Origin of the sequence: Roseibacillus persicicus, assembly GCF_014651675.1 — a bacterium.
In the GTDB taxonomy this organism is placed as follows: Bacteria; Verrucomicrobiota; Verrucomicrobiia; order Verrucomicrobiales; family Akkermansiaceae; genus Roseibacillus; species Roseibacillus persicicus.
In genome coordinates this window covers 38,379-60,818 of sequence record NZ_BMXI01000010.1, presented here as the reverse complement: position 1 = coordinate 60,818, position 22,440 = coordinate 38,379, and the positions used below count along the sequence as shown (strand labels likewise).

General features: G+C 56.1%; 12 protein-coding genes and 1 tRNA gene. 6 read left to right on the top strand and 7 right to left on the bottom strand.

Annotation, left to right across the window (positions count from 1 at the left end; translation table 11 throughout):
- The first annotated feature begins 78 nt into the window (after nt 1–78).
- Nucleotides 79–3,558 carry an error-prone DNA polymerase gene (locus IE099_RS12290; RefSeq protein WP_189570240.1) on the top strand — a complete coding sequence of 1,160 codons (3,480 nt, stop codon included), beginning with the start codon at nt 79–81 and terminating at the stop codon, nt 3,556–3,558.
- 206 nt (nt 3,559–3,764) lie between these two features.
- On the opposite strand, the gene IE099_RS12285 is transcribed toward IE099_RS12290, so the two are convergent.
- On the bottom strand, nt 3,765–9,905 hold the full coding sequence (locus IE099_RS12285) for a LamG-like jellyroll fold domain-containing protein (protein WP_189570238.1): 6,141 nt from the start codon (nt 9,903–9,905) through the stop codon (nt 3,765–3,767).
- A 292-nt stretch (nt 9,906–10,197) separates the two neighbouring features.
- Here IE099_RS12285 and IE099_RS12280 point away from each other — a divergent pair, with 292 nt between their 5' ends.
- Together IE099_RS12280 and IE099_RS12275 are read left to right on the top strand one after the other, a co-directional pair.
- Nucleotides 10,198–10,377, top strand: a complete 180-nt coding sequence (locus tag IE099_RS12280) for a hypothetical protein (RefSeq protein ID WP_189570236.1) — start codon at nt 10,198–10,200, stop codon at nt 10,375–10,377.
- A gap of 54 nt (nt 10,378–10,431) precedes the next feature.
- The gene (locus IE099_RS12275; protein WP_189570234.1) at nt 10,432–11,883 is read left to right on the top strand and encodes a protein adenylyltransferase SelO; all 1,452 of its coding nucleotides are present in this window, start codon (nt 10,432–10,434) and stop codon (nt 11,881–11,883) included.
- A 56-nt stretch (nt 11,884–11,939) separates the two neighbouring features.
- Here IE099_RS12275 and IE099_RS12270 read toward each other — a convergent pair whose 3' ends face one another.
- Nucleotides 11,940–12,854 (bottom strand): TIM barrel protein, encoded by a 915-nt coding sequence (locus tag IE099_RS12270; RefSeq protein ID WP_189570232.1) that lies wholly within the window; start codon nt 12,852–12,854, stop codon nt 11,940–11,942.
- A gap of 164 nt (nt 12,855–13,018) precedes the next feature.
- Between IE099_RS12270 and IE099_RS12265 the strand changes: the two genes are divergently transcribed.
- A tRNA-Val gene (locus IE099_RS12265) sits at nt 13,019–13,093 on the top strand.
- Between the two features lie 79 nt (nt 13,094–13,172).
- Here the strand turns inward: IE099_RS12265 and IE099_RS12260 are convergent.
- From IE099_RS12260 to IE099_RS12240, 5 genes are all read right to left on the bottom strand, one after another.
- Nucleotides 13,173–14,315: a hypothetical protein gene (locus IE099_RS12260; RefSeq protein ID WP_189570231.1), complete on the bottom strand. Its 1,143-nt coding sequence runs from the start codon at nt 14,313–14,315 to the stop codon at nt 13,173–13,175.
- A 45-nt stretch (nt 14,316–14,360) separates the two neighbouring features.
- Complete coding sequence (locus tag IE099_RS12255) at nt 14,361–17,963, bottom strand: hydantoinase B/oxoprolinase family protein (protein WP_189570230.1); 3,603 nt, start codon at nt 17,961–17,963, stop codon at nt 14,361–14,363.
- 8 nt (nt 17,964–17,971) lie between these two features.
- Nucleotides 17,972–18,856, bottom strand: a complete 885-nt coding sequence (locus IE099_RS12250) for a phytoene/squalene synthase family protein (protein WP_189570229.1) — start codon at nt 18,854–18,856, stop codon at nt 17,972–17,974.
- Nucleotides 18,857–19,610: 754 nt separating this feature from the next.
- Nucleotides 19,611–20,003 (bottom strand): hypothetical protein, encoded by a 393-nt coding sequence (locus IE099_RS12245; protein WP_189570228.1) that lies wholly within the window; start codon nt 20,001–20,003, stop codon nt 19,611–19,613.
- A gap of 91 nt (nt 20,004–20,094) precedes the next feature.
- Nucleotides 20,095–20,553: a hypothetical protein gene (locus IE099_RS12240; protein WP_189570227.1), complete on the bottom strand. Its 459-nt coding sequence runs from the start codon at nt 20,551–20,553 to the stop codon at nt 20,095–20,097.
- Nucleotides 20,554–20,998: 445 nt separating this feature from the next.
- Here IE099_RS12240 and IE099_RS12235 point away from each other — a divergent pair, with 445 nt between their 5' ends.
- Nucleotides 20,999–21,298 (top strand): ArsR/SmtB family transcription factor, encoded by a 300-nt coding sequence (locus IE099_RS12235; protein WP_189570226.1) that lies wholly within the window; start codon nt 20,999–21,001, stop codon nt 21,296–21,298.
- Nucleotides 21,299–21,327: 29 nt separating this feature from the next.
- On the top strand, nt 21,328–22,389 hold the full coding sequence (arsB, locus tag IE099_RS12230; protein WP_189570225.1) for an ACR3 family arsenite efflux transporter: 1,062 nt from the start codon (nt 21,328–21,330) through the stop codon (nt 22,387–22,389).
- Nucleotides 22,390–22,440 lie beyond the last annotated feature (51 nt).

Here is a 22,440-nt window from a genome sequence, read left to right as displayed (position 1 = left end):
TCCGCAACTCTGAGCCTCTGCGTCAAAAAACGAACAACCCCAAACCCCTCAAAAAACCAGCATCCAGATTATTGAACAATGCCCCCCTTCGTCGAACACCTCGCTTTCTCCGCCTTCTCCTTTCTCCGCGGCGGAAGCCACCCCGAAGCCCTCGCCCTACGCGTGGCAGACCTGGGGCAACCCGGCTTTGCCCAGCCCGATCACTTGGGATTTCATGGTTCCGCCCGCGCCCATCAGGCGGCGCAAAGCCTCGGGCTCAAGGCTCATGTCGGCGCCAGTCTGGAGCTATCCGTTCCTCACCCCGACTACTCTCCCCACCCGCATCCTCTCACCCTCGCCTGCCTCTGCCCCAGTCGACTCGCTTATCAAAATCTCTCCCGCCTCCTCACCGATCATCATCTCGCCACCACCCTCCTTCGCGAAGACCTCGACCTCGCGCGCCATCGCGTGCGCGACCTCATCACCCTCACCGGACACCCCGGCACCCCTTTGCACCGCTATCTGTTAGAAGGGAAAAACAAAGCGGCCCGCGCCCACCTCGAAACCCTCCTCCAAGTCTTTGGCCGCGAAAACCTCTACCTCGTCCTCACCCGCCACCTCACCCGAAACGACCAACTCCTCGACCGCTGCTTGCGCGAGCTTTCCGATCGCTATCGCATTCCCCTCCTTGCCTCCAACGCCCCCCTCTATGCCACCCGGCACGACAAGCTCATCGCCGACGTCTTCACCTGCCTGCGGCACCACACCAACCTCGACGAAGCCGGAACCCTCTTGGGCCAGAACTCCGAGCGCCACCTCAAGTCCTCCAGTGCCATGGCCGCCCTCTTCCCCGACCATGCCGAAGCCCTCCACGAAACCCTCCGCCTCCACGAACGCCTCGAGTTCTCTCTCGAAAATCTCGGCTACCGCTTCCCCTCGCTCCTCCCCGAACATCGCGACGACCCCGATGCCGCCCACGCTATGCTGACTCAGCTTTGCCACCAAGGCATCCCCCGCCGCTACGGGAAATCTAGTAGAAAAGTCACCGCTCAACTGACCCAAGAGCTTGCCCTCATTCGCAAGCTCAGCTTCTCCGGCTACTTCCTCATCGTTCACGACCTCGTCTCCTTCGCCAACTCGCAGGGCATCCTCTGCCAGGGACGAGGCTCGGCGGCCAACTCCGTGGTCTGCTACCTCCTCGGACTCACTGCCGCCGATCCCATTGGGTCCGGCCTCTTGTTCGAACGCTTCCTCTCCGAGAACCGCAAGTCCTGGCCCGACATCGACATCGACTTCCCCTCGGGCGAACGCCGCGAATCCGTGATTCAATATGTCTTCCAAAAGTATGCTCCCCGCGGGGCCGCCATGACCGCCAACGTCATCACCTACCGCTCGCGCTCGGCCTTTCGCGAAGTCTCCAAAGTCCTCGGCTTTTCCGAAGAAACCGCCAACCGCTTCTCCGATGTGCACGCCTCCCCGCGCGCTTCCGATCCCGCGAAAGAAGTCCCCGAGGGACGCATCGCCGAACACACTCCCCACCACCAATTCATCATCGAAGCCGGGGTCCCCGAAAGCCATCCCCGCTTCAAGGCCCTGGCCTATCTATTCGAGCAATTCCAATCCCTACCCCGCCATCTCGGCCAGCACTCCGGCGGGATGATCATCTGCGACGACGGGCTCGATGCCGTCGTCCCGCTCCAACCCGCCACCATGCCCGGCCGCACCATCGTGCAGTGGGACAAGGACGACTGCGAAGACCTCGGCATCGTCAAAATCGATCTGTTAGGGCTCGGGATGCTGGCAGCGATGGAAGACTCCATTCGGCTCTGCCACCAGCGTGGAAAGAAGATCGATATCGCGAAAATCCCGAAAGACGATCCCGCCACCTACGACCTGATGTGCGCCGCCGATACCGTGGGCACCTTTCAGGTCGAGTCCCGCGCCCAGATGAACACCCTGCCCATCCTGTGCCCCCGCTGCTTTTATGATGTCGCGGTAGAGGTGGCCATCATCCGGCCCGGCCCCATCGTAGGCGAGCTCGCTCACCCCTATCTCAATCGGCGCCAGGGCTTTGAAAAAGTGGACTACATTCATCCCCTCTTCGAGCCCGTCCTCAAGCGCACCCTCGGCGTTCCGCTCTTTCAAGAACAAGTGCTCCGCATGGCCATGCTCATCGCCGACTTCTCGGGAACCGAGGCCGACGAGCTCCGCCGCGCGATGGCTTTCAAGCGCTCGGATGAAAAGATGCAAGCGGTCACCGACAAGCTCCGCCACAACATGACTGCCAAGGGCATTGAGGAGGAAGTTCAGGAAAAGGTCGTTCATTCCATCGGGTCGTTCGCCCTCTATGGCTTCCCGGAATCCCATGCCATCTCCTTCGCCCTCATCGCCTATGCCTCCTGCTGGCTCAAAGTCCATCACCCGGTGGAATTCTACGCCGGACTCATCAACAACCAGCCCATGGGATTCTACAACGTCAACACCCTCCTGCAGGATGCCAAGCGCCACGGGGTGCGCGCGCGACCAGTCTGTGTGGTGAACAGCTTCTGGGAGACAACGATTGAGGATTCGGAAAAACCAAAAACGAAAGAAGAGCCAGCAATCGAACATCGTTCTCTTACTAGCCCGCAAAAACCAAAAACTCAAAAACTCAAAAACCAAAGCAAACCCTCATCCATCCAACCTCGCCTCTCCTCCTCATCTCCTGTTGGAAAAACTCTAACCAAGCCAAACTCTGCGCACCTCAACGACCTCAGCGACTCTGCGGTTAATCACAAAATCCCGTCATCCCCAAATCCCCCCCTGGAAGCCCTCCGCCTCGGACTTCACCGCTTAAAAGGGTTCCCCCAAGCCACCGCCGAACGCATTCTAACAGAACGCGAAAAATCGCCCTTCACCAGCCTCGCCGACTTCCTCCAACGAGCTCGACTCAACAAAAGAGAGCGCCGCCTCTTGGCCGAAACCGGTGCCCTCAACAATCTCCCCGACGTCCAACACCGCCGCCATGCTCTCTGGCAAGTCGAACGCCCCCTTCAGCTCGAGCTTTTCACGCACCTACCACACCAAACTCCGAACGATGAACAGCGCGCGTTAGAGGGAGCGGAAGCCCTCGCCATGATGACCGCGTGGGAACGCATTGCCTCTGACTTCGCAACCCAAAGCCAAACCACCGGCCCCCATCCCATGAAGCTCTGGCGCAGCCAACTTCAGGATTCAAAGTCCAGCGCTGAACGCTCACAGCTGAACGTCCAACACCTAAAGACCGCCTCCCAACTCACAGACCTCTCCCACGGTTCCTACGTGCAGATCGCCGGCATGGTCATCTGCCGACAACGCCCGCAGACCGCGAAAGGCCACTGCTTCATTTCTCTCGAAGACGAGACCGGAATCGCCAATATCTTTGTTCCCAAAAGAACCTTCGAGCACCACCGCCTCACCATCACCACCGAGCCCTTCCTCCGCATCGAAGGCTCCGTGCAAATCGGCGAAGGCGGCGTCGCCTCCGTCTACACCCACAACCTCTGGCCCTTGGGAGACCTCCCGGGCACCCTGGACGTCTCCTCCCACGACTTTCACTGAAAAAGATTTGCCGTTGGAGACTGCGCCTCGCTTGGGATGGACTGGTCGACTTCTCCAGGCCAAAAACCTTCATTCCTTCAACGGCTGCTGAACAAAAACCCCGAAAGGAACGGCCCACCCAAGAAACCCGCACAAGCCGAACGGACTCGCTTACAGATCTATGCAAAGCAGAGTCCTAAACCACGCGCTCCCTATTCGAAGCCCTCTTACGGAGTCAACCGAACGGGCTCTCCTCCATTGTAAAGCAGCGGAATCTCGGCGGGCGACAGAACTCTCTCCCAAATCGCGACCTCATCGATGACGCCATCAAACCAGCGGCCATCGGCATCGCGATAGGTCCCAATTCGGAAGGAGTCGAAGTTCGAGAGCGTACCAGTAAGCACCTCGGAGCCCACCTCTTCACCATTGAGGTAAACCGTAAAGGTCTTACTGCCTTGGTCAAAAGTCACTGCGCTATGAAAGACTTGGCCTACAACCTCGGAATCGGGCAGCTCGAATTTAATGACCCCATCATCAGGACTACCAGCAATATCAAGGAAGAATTGGATAGTGGTGTTAGCTAAAACAGAACCTTCGGATAAGCTTAGAGAGTGTGTAAAAATTGGACTCGTTTCATAAACAAACATCCGATCGTTTCCACTCGGCACCGCATCAGCACGGAACCAAGACGAGACAGTGAAGGAAGAATCAGGCTCATCCTCCACCACTTCTCCAGAAATTGCGATGAAGTCTCCATCACCATCGAACAAGGCGGCATCCCCAAGAATCCCTCCGTCACCAGTTTGCGCGTCTCCTCCCCAGGTTCCATTCAGGTTTTCACTATTCGCAAGATCGCCAAGGGCATAGGCCGAGTTATCAGCATCCCCTTCAAACCCCCAATAAGCGCGCAACCCTTCTGAGAAGCTGCTCATGAGACGGCTTCGCGCAAAGGCTTTGTCACTTCCAAAAACAACTTCCGCCGCCGAATCTCCGCTCCCGAGAGTAGTAGGATCCGGGTTGAAGGCCTCCAAGTCGAAGCTGAACTCAAGCATGGTCATCACACTCGCCGGAGCGCTGGTCGTGAAAGTGATCTCCCCGGGCGGGCCCGTCAAAACTCCTTCCAAGAGAACTTCCCGAGCCTCTGCAGCCCCAGCATCTGCCACCCCCAAGCGGGCGAAGCCATTCTGATCGAATACCGGAATACTCGTTCCAGTGGCCGCGTTGAGGGCGAGCGAATCATTGGCCGGAGGCATCGAAGCGGTCGTCCCGCCATAGAAGCCTAGGGGAAGCAACGCTACCTCAACATCGAACAAGTTCCCCTCTTGAAGAACGGGAGTGGTTGGACGATGAAAATTCTTTGCCGCCGCACCCGCATCATTATCTGCCAGAATGGTATTGCGAATGGTGAGTACACCCGATGAACTCAGCCCTCCCCCATCAGTCGCAGCGGTGTTTTGACTGAAGGTGCAATTTTCAATCAAAGCCTCGGTGGTGGCATGCCGCAACCTCACCGCGCCACCAAAACCGCTACTATGGTTGTGGGCAAAGGTGACATTGCGGAGAACCAGTTGAGCGTTGTCTTCACAGTAGATCGCACCGCCGTTCCCGCCGCTATTTCCAAAGACCGCTGAATCTTCAATCGTCAGCACGCCCTCCGACCGAATGGCGCCTCCCCACAGCGTGCCGGGATTGGCACCGGTGATATTGACTCCCGAGAGGTGCAAGCCTCCGTTCTCTGAAATATTAAACAAGCGGCTCTCACCATTTCCTTGCAAGGTCAAGCCGTCTGCTAGTGCCGAAGTATCCAAGGTGACCTCACTATCAAGAGCGATCTCACCACTTTCGAAGCGCAGCACCCCGCCACTCAAACTCTCATTAAAAATAATGGTGCCACCACTGGGTAAGGTTGAGAGAACACTCCGCAAAGAGCCGGCACCTGAATCGGCAAGGCTCGTCACCTCAGGGACATCGGCGCCCGTGATGAACTGCACCTCCGCCACCTGCATCGCCTCTGGATTGGGTCCCTTTAGACTGGTCACCAACAACTTGTAAGAAGCATAGGGCATATCGTTAGGGAACACGGCCAGGCTTCCCATTGTCTCGCGAGCCGAAGGCAACGAAAGCGTTCCCGCCGCGATGGAGGTCCAACTCTCAGCGGTGCCCTCACTATGCGCGGCACTCACGATAGCCTCATTGGTTCCAAAGAGTTCCCAACCCACGGGGTCACGGTTTTCTTCATCGTCCGCAGTAACCATCACAAATCCCCTCACCTGCTTCGACCCCACGCTCGGGGTAACGATGAAACCGGTGTTATTGCGCCCAAAGTTAAGATAATTGGTATCAAACCGCCGATCAATCACCCTGGCGACATCTTCGTCCCCCGATGCCGGAGAGCTACTGGGATTGGTCGGGGTGCCATCCGCCAAACCAATGGGAATAATGGTATCTCCAGGGGAAAGCACCGGATTCGTGAAGTCAAAGGGAAGCTCCTCGGGATGAATATTGGCGTGCAGCAAGTAGTCCCCGGTACCCACACCGAAGGAACGCACCCCGATATAATATGTGCCGGCCGTAAGCTCGCGTACGATGCGGAACTGATCTCCAAAAATTCCGCCCGCATCATCATTGCCTGGAGGCAAAGCCATTCCTTCCGAATCGTAAAGCGCGCCCACCGTATCCATTGAGCTCGAGGTCCACACTTCCATCGTCGCAGCCTCAGTGAGCACAAATTCGAACCAGTCCTCATCAAAACCAACTTCGATATTACCCGCCTGAAGCACGCCGACGGTAGCAGGCAAAGTCTTCGCTGATTGCGGTCGCCCACCATAGTCATCGCTTGGTCCATTGATAGTGACCGATACCCCTGTGCTTTCATATAAGGAGGGATCGTCAAGAGATTCGATGCCTAGTGAAGAGGAGAGCGAGAATCCACCACCCAGAGTGCTGGTATCAAATTCCAAAACAATGTCCTGTGACTGCCCCGGCGGCAAGGTCCCTTCTGAAACCGAAGCTGTGACCCACCAGGCTCCCACCGGAAAAACCCGATAATTCAAAACCCCATTCCCGACATTAGTCAGCGTGACGGTCTGGTCCGGAACGCTATCGCCACGGTCGATGGTGAGGCCAATGGAACCGGAAAGCTGAATCTCGGGCATGATCTTGTCGTTGACAATCCGATACCCTCCCGTTGCCGTCTCATTGTATCCCTTCACCTCCAGGATGTAGCTTCCTGCCTGGAGAGTTTGAGTGATCAGAAAATTATTTCCAGGACCATCATCATCATCAGTGTCGATCTCCGCTCCCGATAAAGAACGCAGGGTTCCAAAGGTGTCGGTAGAACCGGTAGTCCCCAACGCCACGGTGGTCTCACTCGTGAGTTCAAAACGGAAGTAGTCCTTATCATTGGCGAACAGCTCGCCATCCACCACTAAGCTATCATTGATCAGCGAGGCGAAATCAGCCAAGTTCCCATGGTCATCCTGCCCGGCTCGCCCTAGGAATTGATAGATATTATCACCTGTCCCCTCCTCATATTGAATGCGCATTTTATAGGTTCCAGCGCTCGGCCAAAAAGTAGTCTCCCCGAGGGTCACATACTGACCATCACCCAATCCGTTGTCCGTGATTTCATTTGGGCCAAAAACACCGTTGCCATTCCAATCGATCATGAACCGGCTCCCATCGTCACTTCGCGAGGTGAAACTAGCCCCAGAGTTCAAAGTGAGGTAGCCATCCCATTGCACCGAAAAACCATCCCAGTCAGAGCCCATCCCCGGGAGAGGATCAGCTATTTCGGGCTGACTAAAGTTACTCGTGCGATAGAAAGGCAGCCGATCAATTCGGGTGCCATCAACATTGACCCCGCTTGTCCAATCAAGCGAAGAATTGCTCCGGAGACTCTGATTGAAAAAGCTTCCCATGAGTCCCGGCTGTGTAGCGGCCAAGTCCGTGCTAAAGTCGAAGATGTGATCGTCGACTACCAGCTCCAGATGATCTAGCCCAGCGCCTGAACTGTATTGCACTCGAAATTTATACAGACCTGGCGACAGCAGATTGCTCCGATCCCCCTCGAGGGGCAAGGTTGACTCGCCTGCCCAGTTGTTATCCACGACTTCAGTAGCTAGATCGAAGGTGTTGTCTCCATTGTAGTCAATCAGCATCCGAGAACCGTCCTGCGAACGCGTGCGCAGCCTGAGCGAATTGTTGACTCTGAGATAGCCATCCCACTGCACCGCAAAATCCTTCCAAACTCCGTCCGTTCCTCCGGTGAGGTTCACATCCGAAGGAGTTCCCCAAGACGATTCGGAAATAAAATCCAGTTCGCTGTCTACGCGAGTTCCGGCGATCGTTCTCGTGGTTCGCCAATCCGGCTCTCCCACTGCGTTCACGACTGAATCGACATAGCTTCCAACCAGGCCCTCGGCAGTCTCCTGCGCATCCTGCCAAAGCTCCATTCGCGCCACGGTGCGCGAAATTTGAAGGTCCAAAGTCTTGTTCGGCAGCGTGCCTCCACTGCCGATGACCTTGATGCGTAGGGTTCCTGTCGCATCGGTCCAAGATTCCCCAATTGGCAAAGCGGCATCCTTGATATCGTTCAACTCGTCATCCTGCGACCATGGAGTGCCATCGATGAGGCTGTGTGAATTCCCCGTTTGGCGCACGATGGTCGCTCCCAGATGAGCATTTCTTTCAGGATCACTGGTGTCATAGTTCGCGCGATAGCCCACCCAAAAAATATCACCGTATCCGTTCTCCACTCGCAGCCCAAGCTTGCTCGTTGTCGACGCGGCTCCATGGTCGAAAGCCGAGATTCGATAGTTTCCACTGTACTTCACCTCATGCACCCCGTTGGGCTCGATCCAGTTCAGCAGCCTCTTACCTCTGACGTGAAAATCACCCGTAGCCAGGTCTGCACCCCCACCCATAATGTCGAAACGATCTCCATACTCCAGGTGCTCTGCTTTTAAAATATTATTGCCAGATTGGAAGGAATGGTCGGTTCGAACATAAGTCCCGCGCGCGTCCGCCCACTGATAATTAGCGTGACCCAGACCATAGCTATGACCGAACTCATGTACATAATCCCGCACCGAAGCGGTTCCGTTCATCCAAAGATTAGGCCCCCCAGTAGTGGCCAAGCCCAAATAGCCAATGCTTGTTTGCGGGTGGGCATGAACCACAAGATCTGCTGAATCATACAACGCGAGCTGCGCTGGCGACAATTTTAGGCGCGCTTCCGCCGCCATTGTCTCAACCCGCGTATCAACACCCAGATTACTGTTCTCGTAGTAGAAGCTGTCGCTCGACAAACTGACTTCAGCAATGCCATGAAATTCCAGAGCAGTCTTCCCATACGAAATCTCCGAAATGCGAGCGGAGGCATCGCTCAATCGAGTCTGCAGCTGAGCTGCGGTGAGAGTGGTCGAGGGGGTATCTGAATACTTAATATTGATCAGAAACACCTTCTTGTTGGTCTCGGTCCATTCACTCGCTGCGAGATCGCCATGCCCGATTCCTCCGCCCCCGAAATCTCCAACTCCACCCGACGCTGCCAGCAGATTCCGCCCCCCATAGGGTCCAGGGAGAGCCTCCGCTTCAGCTAGACTCCTTGCCGCGGCTTCCCGCTCGGCCTCATCAGCAAAATAGTAAATCTTTCCTCCCATCAAAGAAGGAACCGCCACCTCACCCAAGTCCTCCCGCTGGTTCCCTTTCCCAAAAAGGTTCGTCACCGCAGCATAGTCAGCCTCGTCGAGAGCAAAGATGGGCCGGGACCACAAGGCGGCATGTCCCCCAATACGAATCCCCTGCAACGGAATGTCGACCTCCGACAACCCCGTCAATCGACGGCCATAAACATGAGCAGTAGAAGTCTCCCCCTCAACCTCGATGTAGAAGGGCTCGAACGAATCCGAGCGATGCCCTTCGAGAAGACAATTGGCCAAATGAAAAAACGATCCGGTCTCACTGAAAGGCTGCTCCACGAGTTCCTGAATCTCCTCCGGCAAAGCCACCCATTGATGCCATTTCAAAGACTGCTGCAGGGCGCGCTGCGGTTCGGCCTGCACGAGCTCCAACATCGCCTCCCCGCGCGCCTCGGCCAGTCGACGAACCACCGCCAAATCGACTTCAGCCTCCGCACCAGCCTGCAGATGCCCCTCCAACCACTGGTCGAATTCCGTGAGCGCGGGAAGCAGCTTCTGGTCGACGGTCACCGATGCCACGGAACGCTTGACCGGAATGACTGTCAACGGCTTAGCCCCGGGTTCGGAACCGGTGACCACCTCATCGCTTCGACGGGAAGTTACGAACGCCAAAATGGCGACCAGAAGCATTAAGACAACGAGCGGAAAGGCATTGGGTTTTTTCATCTCACCCTCCCCTTCGTCAAAGATGATGAGAGGTTACAAAAAAATTTCGCGAAATTTTTCCGCGAACAGAAGGCGCTAGAAACTCAAACAGAACTTCACAACACCCAGAGCTAAAATCTGTGATTACCAGGATTGGAAAGAGGCATCTCTCGAATCATTCTGGTTTCGCTATCGTCCTCAAGTAGCAGCAAGGGGGAAGACGCCTCATAGACCTTTGGTCAAAGTCCCTATTTGACCGCGAAAGGCCACTGCTTCGTTTCTCTCGAAGACGAGACCGGAATCGCCAATATCTTTGTTCCCTAAAAAAACCTTCGAGCACCACCTCCTCACCATCACCACCGAGCCCTTCCTCCGCATCGAAGGCTCAGTGCAAATCGGCGGAGGCGGCGTCGCCTCCGTCTACACCCACAACCTCTGGCCCTTGGGAGGCCTCCCGGGCACCCTGGACGTCTCCTCCCACGACTTTCACTAGGCAAAAACCTCTCGAGTTGCCATCTCTCGAATGCCCCCTACCTTTCTCAAAACGATGCCTACCACACCCATTCCGTTTCAAAATACCTACGCACGGTTGCCGGACCGGTTCTTTGCGGAGCAAGAACCAACAGCTGTGCCCAGCCCCCAGCTCATCAAAATTAATCCCAATCTGGCGCAAGACTTAGGTATCAATCCCTCTTGGCTCAGCACAACGGAAGCCTTGGATGTCTTTTCCGGCAATGCGGTCGCGGAAGGTTCGGAGCCCCTCGCCCAAGCCTATGCCGGGCATCAGTTCGGTGGATTTTCACCACAGCTGGGTGATGGACGTGCCATCCTTTTGGGTGAAGTGGTTGGTTCGGAAGGACGTCGCGACATTCAGCTCAAGGGCTCGGGGCGCACTCCTTTTTCCCGACAAGGCGACGGCAAATCCGCTCTGGGTCCGGTGTTGCGGGAATACCTCGTCAGCGAGGCCATGCATGCGCTGGGAGTTCCCACCACGCGGGCTCTCGCCGCGGTAACCACTGGCGAGACCGTGCTGAGGCAGGAAGGCATGGTCGCGGGAGGAGTCTTTACCCGGGTGGCGGCCAGTCATCTGCGAGTGGGAACTTTTCAATTCTTTCAGGCGCGTGAGGACCTGGAAGCAATTCAAGTTCTCACAGACTACGCCATCAACCGCCACTACCCAGCCGCCGCCGAGACCGCGAATCCCCCTCTGGCTTTTCTCAAGGCAGTCATAGCCGCCCAGGCCAACCTCATTCCCCACTGGATGAGCCTCGGCTTTATCCACGGGGTGATGAATACCGACAACTGTTCCATCTCGGGCGAGACCATTGACTACGGTCCCTGCGCCTTCATGGAAGAGTTTCATCCCGGTTGCGTCTTCAGCTCCATCGATCGCAATGCGCGCTACGCCTGGGGCAATCAGGCCAACATCGGCCTGTGGAATTTGAGCCGCTTGGCGGAAGCTCTGCTCCCATTGTTAGATTCTGATAGAGAGGAAGCGAAAGTTCTCGCCGAAGAAGCGTTGGCGGAATACGCGGGACAATTTGGAAAGAACTATCACGCCCGCTTCTGTGCCAAGCTCGGGGTCTCTGAAGGCGCACCAGAGGACTTCGTCCGCACCACATTGGAGCTTCTTGCCAATCACTCCGTGGACTTCACCCTCTTCTTTCGCCGTCTCACGCAAGTTGCCAACAAGGAATCCACCGAGGGCCTACTGGCCCTTTTCTCCGACCCTGCCGCCTGTGAAAACTGGCTCCAGCTTTGGCAAACAGTCGAACCTGCCCCCAACTTCGAGAAGATGCGGCTCGCCAACCCCATTCGCATCCCACGCAATCACCGCGTCGAGGAAGTGATTCAGGCTGGCTATCGAGGAGACTTCGAGCCCTTTGAAAAATTGTCAGCCGCGCTGGCCCACCCCTTCGAAGAAGCCCCCGAATTTGCCGAATACGAAGAGCGCCCGACTCCAGAGCAAGTCGTGCATGAGACCTTCTGTGGCACATAAAAAAGGCGCGCCCACTTGGTGAGCACGCCCGAAAAATATCGCGAGTAATTCAGAATCTATAACACCGCATCGATCGCCCGGTAGGAGTCGATGAGATCTTGGGAGCTTCCTTGCACTCCATGCTCCAGGCCAATGACTCCGGTGTATCCCTTGTCCTTGATGTGCTTGGTGACATTCGCATAGTTGATCTCGCCAGTTCCAGGCTGCTTCCGCCCGGGAACATCTCCGTATTGAATGTAAGCTATCTGGTCCCAGCATTCGTCGGCGTTCTTGATCAAGTCTCCACCCACCTGCTGCTGATGGTAAAAGTCAGCCAACAACTTACAGGAAGGACGGTCCACCAACTTTGCCATTTCGTATCCGTGTTTAAAGGTCTCCAGGAGAACCGGCTTCCCGCCCATGGGATGCGAAAGAGGCTCCATCACGTAGACCAAGCCCGCCTCATCAAAGATATCACTGCAACGCTTCATCATATCGACGGTTGCCTTCAGTTGTGCCTCCAGAGGCTCATCCTCCACCCGGGCTCCGGGAATCAGGGTGAACCACTTGTGCCCCACCCGTTTGGCAACCTCCACGGCGGCATGGCAATCCTTCAGAATACCATCAGCCTGTTCCTTCGACGCCGTAGCCCACCGCGCACCACCACCAGTGGTCACCACCGTCACCCCCATGGTCATGCCATTGCTTCGCAGAAACTCACCCACCTTTTCCTGATCACCGGGAGAACGACGGCTCAGCCAATTGTCTTCCCAAGCGCGGAAACCAGCATCGTGGGCCTGTTGCATCGTCCCGAGATACTCTTCAATCGTTTTGTGCTGGCCAAAGTGCTTGGCCGTCGGGGCGAACAAGACTTTAAAGGGCTCGGAGCCCCCTTTGACCTCCTTCTCAGCAGCTTCTTGAGCAAATCCCTTTCCGGCTCCAGCAAGGGCTAAAGCGGATCCAGCAGCGGTCACAAATTTTCGTCTGTCCATCCTGAGGAGCCTTAACGGGAAACCATTCCTACGTCTATCAAGTTTTCCTCCCGCGTCCAAAATTAGGAGCTCCGGACGACCCGACTCAAATTACTGAAAAGAACCGTAAAAAAGACATTGCCAGCGGCGCAAAATGCTCATAGCTTCTCCGCCCCGAAAGGAACGCTCGGTTAGCTCAGGGGTAGAGCACCACATTGACATTGTGGGGGTCGCAGGTTCAAATCCCGCATCGAGCACCATTCCTCCTCTTGACCTGTGTAAGCACTCCAAGCTCACAGGTCTTTTTTTTGCTCGGATTTCCCGGCTAAAAGACTGCTCTCACTCGAAGGTGAGCCGGATTCCCACCTGATTCCAAGCTGCCGCCATCTGCTTTTCCAGCTCAGCATAGCTTCGGCCCGCGAGGAGTTTCTCGCGCGCAACAAACTCGGGACGGCCATACTGCAGCTCTCCCACATAGGCGGCCAAGGCGGCTCCGTCCTTTTTCCCATCGAACTTCATGAAATAGTAGTAGAGCAGCAGCGCAGAGGCATAGGCATTGGGTTGCTTTTGGAAAGTCGCATAATCCGGATTCATCAAACTCTCCAATCGAGCCAGCTTGAGATTGCGCCCCAGATTCCGTCCCCCCTGCCCGTTCCATCCATAGGCTGTCAGATAGTCGATGACCGACTTCTGGTGATGACTCACCAACATCCGCGTTTGCTGGTAGGGAACGGTCGCGATGTATTCGGCCGACCCCTCAATGAACCAGCCCGCCTGCTGACTCTGACCGAGCATCAGCTGATGAGCCACCTCGTGCCGCAGGGTGTAATTTCCGACCTTGGAATCGACCCGGTAGCGGCCTCCGTGGTTCGTAATTCCCAGGCTTTGATAAGGAATAAGAATGATGTCGCGCGAAGAGATGAAGACCCCACCCGACTTGGGAGGCCCCCCCATCTTCACATAGTCGGCGTAGGATTTGATGAGATACGTTTTCATCCGAACCTTCTGCTGCGCCCGCAGGCGTGGAAGATCGAAGGGCTTGCGAGCAGCGAACTGCCACACGGATTCGAACATCCACGCAAACTCCCTAACAACCGGAAGCCCCAAATCGTCATCGCAGATGAACTCGAAGTTCGGACTACCATAGCTCCAACGCTTGTTGACCGTATCCGCGCTTAATCGTACTACCTGAATCCCAGTATTCGCCTGAATCTGGGCTTTCGATGCCTGGACCGAAGGCACGGACTCCTTTGCAGAGGACCGACGACTCCTTCCTCCTTTCAAATAGGCTTGGTCCGCCGGGCTCAACTGAGAAAAAGCCAAGGTGCGCTGACGGCCACCGATGTCGAGAACGACCGAGTCGCCATCCTTTCGAATCAGAGTCCCCTCGAACTTTCTTCCTAATGAATCTGTCCACACGCGAGCCTGCCCGATTCCCCCAATCAAGAGAAAGAGTAAGACAAACAAAGAACTCTTCAACATGTGAAGACTATCAAGCAAACCTAACCCAATGAACAGGGTAAAAAGCTAGCCCCAGCCTCCTCCACCCGGGGTCTGGACGCGGATGCGCTCGCTGGCCGCAACTTCGAGAGAGACAATTCCCGGCAAAATCTGCCAACTTCCCGCACGAAAAAGCTCCTGCTTCCCACCAAGACCATCTCCTCCATTGGCCAGCCCTCGTGGAGCTTCTTCCCGACGTTGGGTGAGCAAGGTCACGGTCATGTCTTCGAGGAACTCGACCTCGCGCACCAGACCATTCCCCCCTCGAAACCGTCCCTCCCCCCCACTTTCCTTTCGCAAAGAAAATTGGTGCAGCCGAACGGGAAAGCGATATTCAAAAACCTCGGGATCGGTGATGGCGGTGTTGGTCATGTGGACATGGACCCCGCTCGCTCCATCCGAACAATCCGTTGCACCCGAACCACCTCCGATAGTTTCGTAATAGCCAAAGCGCTCGTTGCCAAAGAGGAAATTATTCATTGTACCCTGACTCTCCGCCCCCACTCCCAAGGCCCGGAGGAGAACCTCCACGATGCGCTGGCTCGTTTCCACATTGCCACCCACCACGGCCGGACACGAAGCCACATCCTCGGGAAAATCGGGCTGTAGGAACGTGCCTTCCGCGGCCACCGTCACATGCTCCATGAGCCCCTCGTTGAGCGGCAGGTCCTCGTTCAGCCAAAGCCGCAAAACGTAAAGGACCGCACTGCGAATCACTCCTTCGGTGGCATTGAGATTTCCCGCATGCCGAGAGCCCGTCCCCGCAAAATCGATGTGCAAGTGCCCCTCTCGAGCGGTGAGCCGAACTTGAACCGGGGTGCCATCATCGAGCGCATCTTCCGCCGACCAAGAACCTTCTTCTTGCAAGCGTATACTCATCAACTGAGCAGCACGCAGACGCAAGGACTCCATCCCGGCACTCACCGTCTCTTCTCCGAATTCGGCAAAGAGCCCTGCCATAGCCTTTTCCCCCGCAAAATTCGCCGCCGCTTGAGCGCGAAGATCGGCGAGGTTCTCGGCCACCGCGCGGCTCGGATAAGGCGCGTTACGCAAAAGATACTCCACCTCATCAAAACCTTCTTCGCCGCCGTCGAAAAGAAGTCGTGGCGCGATGACCACTCCTTCTTCTTCCAGGTTTCGAGCATCACCTGGCATGGAGCCGGGAGTCCGGCCACCGATCTCCGAGTGATGGGCCCGGTTGGCAACGAAGGCGACGACTTTCTCGGAAGCGCCGAAAATCGGGCTTACCACCGTGACGTCCGGCAGATGGGAGCCACCGTATGCGGGATGATTCACCACCACGACATCGCCCTTTTTCCAAACCCGATCTTGCGAAACCTTCCGAACGCACACCCCCAGCGCCCCCAAGTGCACCGGGATATGAGGAGCATTCACGAGAAGCCTCCCCTCCCCATCCAAAAGTGCACAAGAGAAGTCGAGACGCTCCTTCACATTGGTCGACAGCGCGGTGCGACGCAGCAACTCGCCCATGCTCTCCGCGATGCTCTCGAAGCGTGCGCGCATCAGCTCTTCCCCCACCGCCCCACTCTGCTGCCGAATCCGGCCGGACTGCGTTTTCTCAAGCAAGAGACTGCCCCGTTTCCCTCGCCTCACCTGCCAACCTTCGCCGACGAGGATGGTGCAGTAGCTGGAATTCAGCAGCCCGGAGACAGCCTCCGGATTCGCAAAAGATTCTCTCACAACATCGGGCCGAACCTCGCTCGCCACCGCGCGCACCATCACCACCTCCAAGGGATGTTCCTGCGAACGAGCATAGCCAAAGAGCTGCCAGTAACGTTCCGAAAACCTCTCAGCCAGTTGAGCCAATGAAGGGAAAAGTTTTCCTTCGAACTCCAACTCAATCGTGGAGGCCTGACCAGCCACGCGAACCTCTATCAGCCATCGCTCCATCTCACTTCCAGGCACTTGGGAAAGAGCTTGCTCCTTGAGTTCCTGCAAGAGAGACGCCCAACTCGGCGTGAGCTTCTCCAACGGTTGGAGGACCTGCCGTTCCTCCACCCCTTCGCGTCGTGAACGATGAAGCCCCCAGGCACTCAGCAAACCCGCATCGCCCGGCACCAACACCCTCTTCACCCCCAGACTATCTGCCAGCTCGCAAGCATGCTGGGGCCCGGCTCCGCCAAAGGCGACCAGCGTGTATTCCGCGGGCTCGAAACCTTCACCGACCGAGATCGAGCGCACCGCCTCCGCCATTCGCTCAACCGCAATCGCTCGCAGCCCAGCAAGCAATTCCTCGTCCTCAGGCACCTCCGCGCCGTCTCGCCTCATCGTCTCTTTCAACTCCACGAAGCGTTGCCACGCGTCCTCACGGGAAAGAGGAATCTCGACCTGAGTCTCATCGAGAAAGCCTAACAAAAAGTTCACGTCCGTCACCGTCAAAGGCCCACCCCGCCCGTAACAGGCCGGCCCGGGATCAGCACCCGCACTGTGAGGTCCCACCTCCAAGCCGCCCTGATGCCACCGACAGATCGAACCTCCCCCAGCAGCCACCGTTTCCATCTTCACCCCCGGCCGTCGCACCCGGACCGGGCCAATCGCTTGCTCGTAGCGGAGGGGGATGGCGCCCTCCAGCCGGGCAACGTCCGTGGAGGTGCCCCCCATATCAAAGGTCAAAATTTTCTCGAAGCCAGCCCCGCGCGCCACTTCCAGGGCCCCCACCAGCCCACCCGCCGGACCACTCAACAAACTATCTACCGGTTCATAGCCCTCTCGCACCTGAAGCCCCCCGGCACTAGTGAGAAAGGACACCTCCCCCGCCGAGGCAACCCGCCGCTTGAACTCGTTCATCACCGGCCCGAGATAGCCGTTCGCCAGCGCGGTTTCCATACGCGGAAGAAATCCCAACCGCGCGCCCAACTGGGTCGAGGTTGTGACTTCCTGGAAGCCTTCTTCCAACAGAATCTCTTTCACCCGCGACTCGATGGCAGGAAAGCGATCCGAATGAAGAAGAGCCACCACCGCCACTTTCTCGCCCTGCGCCACCCAATTACGGGCCCCAGCACGAAGCCCCTCCTCGTCCAAGCGCACCAGTTCCCTCCCATCGACGGCCTGCCGCCCACTGACTTCTACTATCTTTCTAGTAATTGCAGGCAACTTCTCAATCACCCGGGCAAAGAGCTCCGGCCGACGCTGATCCCGAATCTCCGGCAGGTCGCGAAATCCTTGGGTGATAAAAAGAACCGGCTCGGTGCCCTTCCCCTCCAAAAGTGCATTGGTGCCCCGCGTGGTAGCAACGCGAAAGTCCATTGTCGGAAACTCATCCTCCAGACGCGTTCTCGTCAGAATTCGCGCAGCCAAGACGGGCGCTTCCTCCCCTGTGGTAAACTCCAGAATCTCTCCAACCGCTGGCAAGCCCGCAACCAATCGCAAGCAACTTTGAGCATGCTCCCCAACCAACGAACCATTCACCGACCACCCAACCAAAAAACCGTCTGGAAAACCCTCGATCCCACTCACCCGAAACAGCCCCTCAGAAATTTCCTCCCGAGCTTGCCCTCGAATACAGCCGCTTGACAGCACCTTGCAGCGTCGCTCTTCCCCCTCCGGACTCCGCGCCCAACCATCAGTGAAGGTCCCTCCCGTATCCGCTCTGACTAACCAAGAATTCATTTTCGAACCTAGAACCAAAACGCCCGCCAAAGACACCTCTTCACCACCTTGCGGTTCACCTTCACCCCCTGCGCCCTCTCCTCGCGCGAGGCCTTCTCTAACAGAGTCAAAGTTTCCATCCCTATGAGTGCAGGCAGAACGGTCGCCAAACGCGCCCGCCGACCTCGCACCGCTCGCGAGTAGCTGAGCCCGTCCTCCAGATAGCCGCGCGCCTTTTCCAGCCATTCCTTCCGCTCACCGGGGAGATAACGTCGCCCCCGTTCCTTGTCCTCCCCCTCATCCCGCAGAATGTTGACCAGCTGCAGTCCCTTTCCATAATTCCGCCCCAGCTGGAGCATCTCCCCCTTCGGCCGCACGGCAAAACGAGGGTCGTTGTGAAATCCAATCACGGTCCAGAACTCACCTACACAACCCGCCACCTGATAACAATACTCCTCAGCCTCGGCGGCATCTGTTAGAGTGACCACCTCCCCTTCCGGAAATCGTTCCAAGTCCCAGAGCTGGCCCGTCGTAATTGTGGTCACGACTTCACGCACCGCCTCGCCTTCGGCCCCAGGCAGAGTCTGCCACCAGACAAAAACCTCCTCGAGCCGAGGCATCAGAACACGCTCCCCTTCTTTCAGCCCGTCCTCTCGAGCAATGGCCGCAGCCTTTGAAAAAAAATCCCCCGCTTCGCCACCAGCAATCACCTGCTGAAATTGCCTAAGCAAAGCCAGGCGCTCCACCCGCTCGCCCCCGCAATCGGCAATGGTATCGCTCGCCCGCGCCAGCAAATACCCCACACTCGTCGCCTCCCGCATTCCAGCCGGCAACGCACGTAAGGTCAGATAGAAGGAACGCGAAACATCCCGCAGGACATCGGTTCCAAGATTTTCAGAGGGGGCGGCTGACATCGTCGGCCGGACCTTAGCGCTTCGACCCCGCCTGTCACAACCTTGGATTCCGCCGAAGACAAAATCGCAACTCCCATCGACGCCACCCCTCTCCGCCATGAACTCCCCCAGCCATTCTCTCGAAAACCATTCAACAGGCTTTCAACTTGAGCATGCCTCGCCTTCTCCCTCCTCATTCACCCTTGTTCGGCAAAAAGAGATTACTGGGAAATTTCCCCTCGCACCCTAACTGAAGAAACACTCCATACTAGTGACTCGCCACAGCCGTAATACCACCAACTCATCAACGCGGTCGGTTTTTGTCGTGCAGCGCATTGTTCCCTCGCCTACCGTTCACGCTCTAGAAATTCGGTCAACTTTAGGTCCCGTTCGGAACGCATCACGTAGACAATCTAAGCCACGTCCTCCTTGATACGATGAAATTTCCGTAACGGACCAACGGTGAAGGCGAAACACTGTGTTACCCACCAAGCCTCGAACTTGCTCTACCACCTTACGAATATTTAATGCTTTCAGCACCCTCGGGGCACGCCGCTTTGGTCCTGCCCATCCTGATCCTGCGCTTCGCTTGTAATGCCTACCAATCTGCACGAAATCTCACTCCACGCCCGACCTCCCCGTCGACTTCCGATTCGCGAGCGCATTCGGATTTGTGATACTGCGTTTCGTTCAGCACACTTTGCCGCATCTCAGATAAGAGCATGCGTAGAAGAACTCAAAGTCTACTCTGCCACGCTGTTCGCATTATGGTCAGCTAAAGTTCGTTAAACACCACTCGATTAAACACTTTCACCGTTCCTTTCTCAGGGTCGATTTCACGTATTTTCCCGAAAGGAGAAACCTCATCCAGTCTAAAACTAATTTCTGTAAGACTGGTTGATTCCCTGAGGATAACTGAGCTCTCGTTCAAACCTACTATCTGATAAGGTTCACCTTGTAACCATAGACGTGCCACATCACCTCGACGCAGTTCAACAAGCATATTAGGCTTGATGATGATAACATCAATCTCATCGCGCTCTACCAAAACCTCAGGGCCGCTCCTTTCGACGCTTTTTCTATTGTGCGCGCAAGACACTAGCAATAGATGGCTTACAAGAAAAACCTGAAACAAGGCATTCAAGCTGCTTTTTCTATAAACGCTCATTCCAGAAATCTATTTTTCAGCTGAACTTTCGAGTGCAGCTAGACCCTACAACTTCCTGCACGCTAGCACTCCCAAACGACCGGTCAATCAGTTACCCACCAGAGTGCTCGGACTTTGCTGGCACGCCTTGGTCGGCATTTGTTGCGCTTGGACCAGCGGTCTCCTTCCTGCTCGTTTCAATAACCGTTGCATAACCTGACAAATACATAGAAAGCACTATCAGGCAGTATCCCAAATAGAATGAGGTGAAAATTGTCGTAAGTAATGAGCCTAACACCAGCAAGCTCTTGCGATTCTTTCGCAACTTGATTGCGAGCAAAAATAGACCAACTAAAATTAACGGGATGCAATAGGACACCCGCGAAAAATAGCGGAGAAACAAGAGTTCAGCAGGCGTGAGCCCCCAAGAATAACGAAGAGGCTCGATTCTCTCCTCTAAGCTCGCCCACCAATAGACCAAAGGCGGAAGTAATGAAGCGACGAAAATAAGGAACCAAGCTGTCCACCAACCTACTTTCGACCATCGGCATAAATCTTTCAGTTGGTCCATTCATTCAATATCTTTTACCAGAACTTTAATTATACGGTGCCGAAGCCAATGTCAATGAGACTGAGACCGTGCAAACCGGATTGGGCACCATCAATCTTGTTTTGTCCGCACTGATTGAGACTCTAGGAGGGATGCCGTTATGCTCTAGAAAAGAATCCTCGTAATCGGTTCCTGATTGACCCGGGAGTTGTTGACAGGTTCAGCAGGGTGATTTGTGGGACGAACGAGGTGGACTCGATGTTGCCGGATTGCGGAAGTATGGCGGACTCCGTTTTGCCTGAGGACTACAGATTGGTTTCTCGACTGCGAGGGACGGACCCTGACAAATGAAGTTTGAGGGGCTCAGTTCTTCAATCAGGCGTAACCCGCCCGTCCGCTCCCTGATTCCACACTCGTTCAATTCCCCATTGACAAATTCGAACTACTTGGCATTTTCGCCAAGTAAATGACATCCATCACCACCGACCGCCGGGTCGAAATCATTAAAGCCTTGGCTCATCCGGTTCGACTCGAGATCGCCCAGAGCCTGGCAGACGGCCCCCGTTGTGTTTCGGATTTCGTGGAGAAATTCGGCTGCGACATGTCGACCGTTTCCAAGCACCTGACCCTGATGCGAAAGGCGGGCTGGGTGTCCTGCGAGAAGAAGGGGCTCCAGGTCTATTACCAACTTTCCTGTGAATGCCTGCCTACCTTTCTCCGCTGTATCGAATCCATCGGCGAGGACACTTCCGCCTGCGATTGCTAATTCTCTTTTCTCTCTAACAACACTTTCTCATGTCTGAAAAAATCTCTCTCAAAATGTCGTTCCTAGACCGTTATCTCACGGCCTGGATTTTCGCCGCAATGGCTCTGGGTATCGTGATCGGCCGCTTTCTCATCAGTGATCCCAAGGCCTTTTTCGAGCCCTTCACGGTCGGGACCACCAACCTCCCCCTCGCCATCGGGCTCATCGTAATGATGTATCCTCCCTTGGCCAAGGTGCGCTATAGCGAGCTCCCGAGGGTCTTCTCCAATCCCCGCATTATCGGGATCTCTCTCGTCCAGAACTGGATCATTGGCCCAGTGGTGATGTGGGTGCTGGCGGTTCTTCTTCTACGCGATCAACCGGACTACATGGTGGGTCTGATTCTTGTGGGGCTGGCCCGTTGTATTGCGATGGTGCTCGTCTGGAATGATTTGGCGAAAGGCTCATCCGAATACGCCGCCGGACTGGTGGCCTTCAATAGCATTGCGCAGATTCTGTTCTATGGAGCCTATGCCTGGTTGTTCATCACTGTCCTGCCTCCTCTCGTGGGTCTGGAGGGCGCGGTGGTCGATATCTCGATGAGTGAGATTTTCACCTCGGTGATGATCTATCTCGGGATTCCCTTTTTCGCCGGAATGCTCACCCGGGTGGTCCTAACGAGGGTTAATAGTGTGGAGTGGTATGAGAACCAGTTCATCCCGCGCATCTCTCCCCTGACACTGGTCGCTCTCCTCTTCACCATCGTGGTGATGTTCACCTACAAAGGCGATGCCATCGTCGAGTTGCCCCTGGATGTACTGCGCATCGCCATCCCGCTGCTCCTCTACTTCGCCATCATGTTCTTCGTCAGCTTCGTGATGGCGGCCAAGTTGGGGGCGGACTATCCACGCACCGCGAGCATCGCCTTCACCTCCGCTGGCAACAACTTCGAGCTCGCCATTGCGGTGGCGATCGCAGTCTTCGGCATCGATTCCGGCATCGCCTTTGCCGCAGTGGTGGGGCCGCTGGTGGAGGTTCCGGCCCTCATCGGCTTGGTGCACGTCTCGCTCTTTCTGAAGAAAAAGATGTTTGCCCCAGCTGTGGCCCAATAGGTCCATCTGGTGCTATTCTGGTAAAATCTTCGTTTCATTAGCGGCACATCC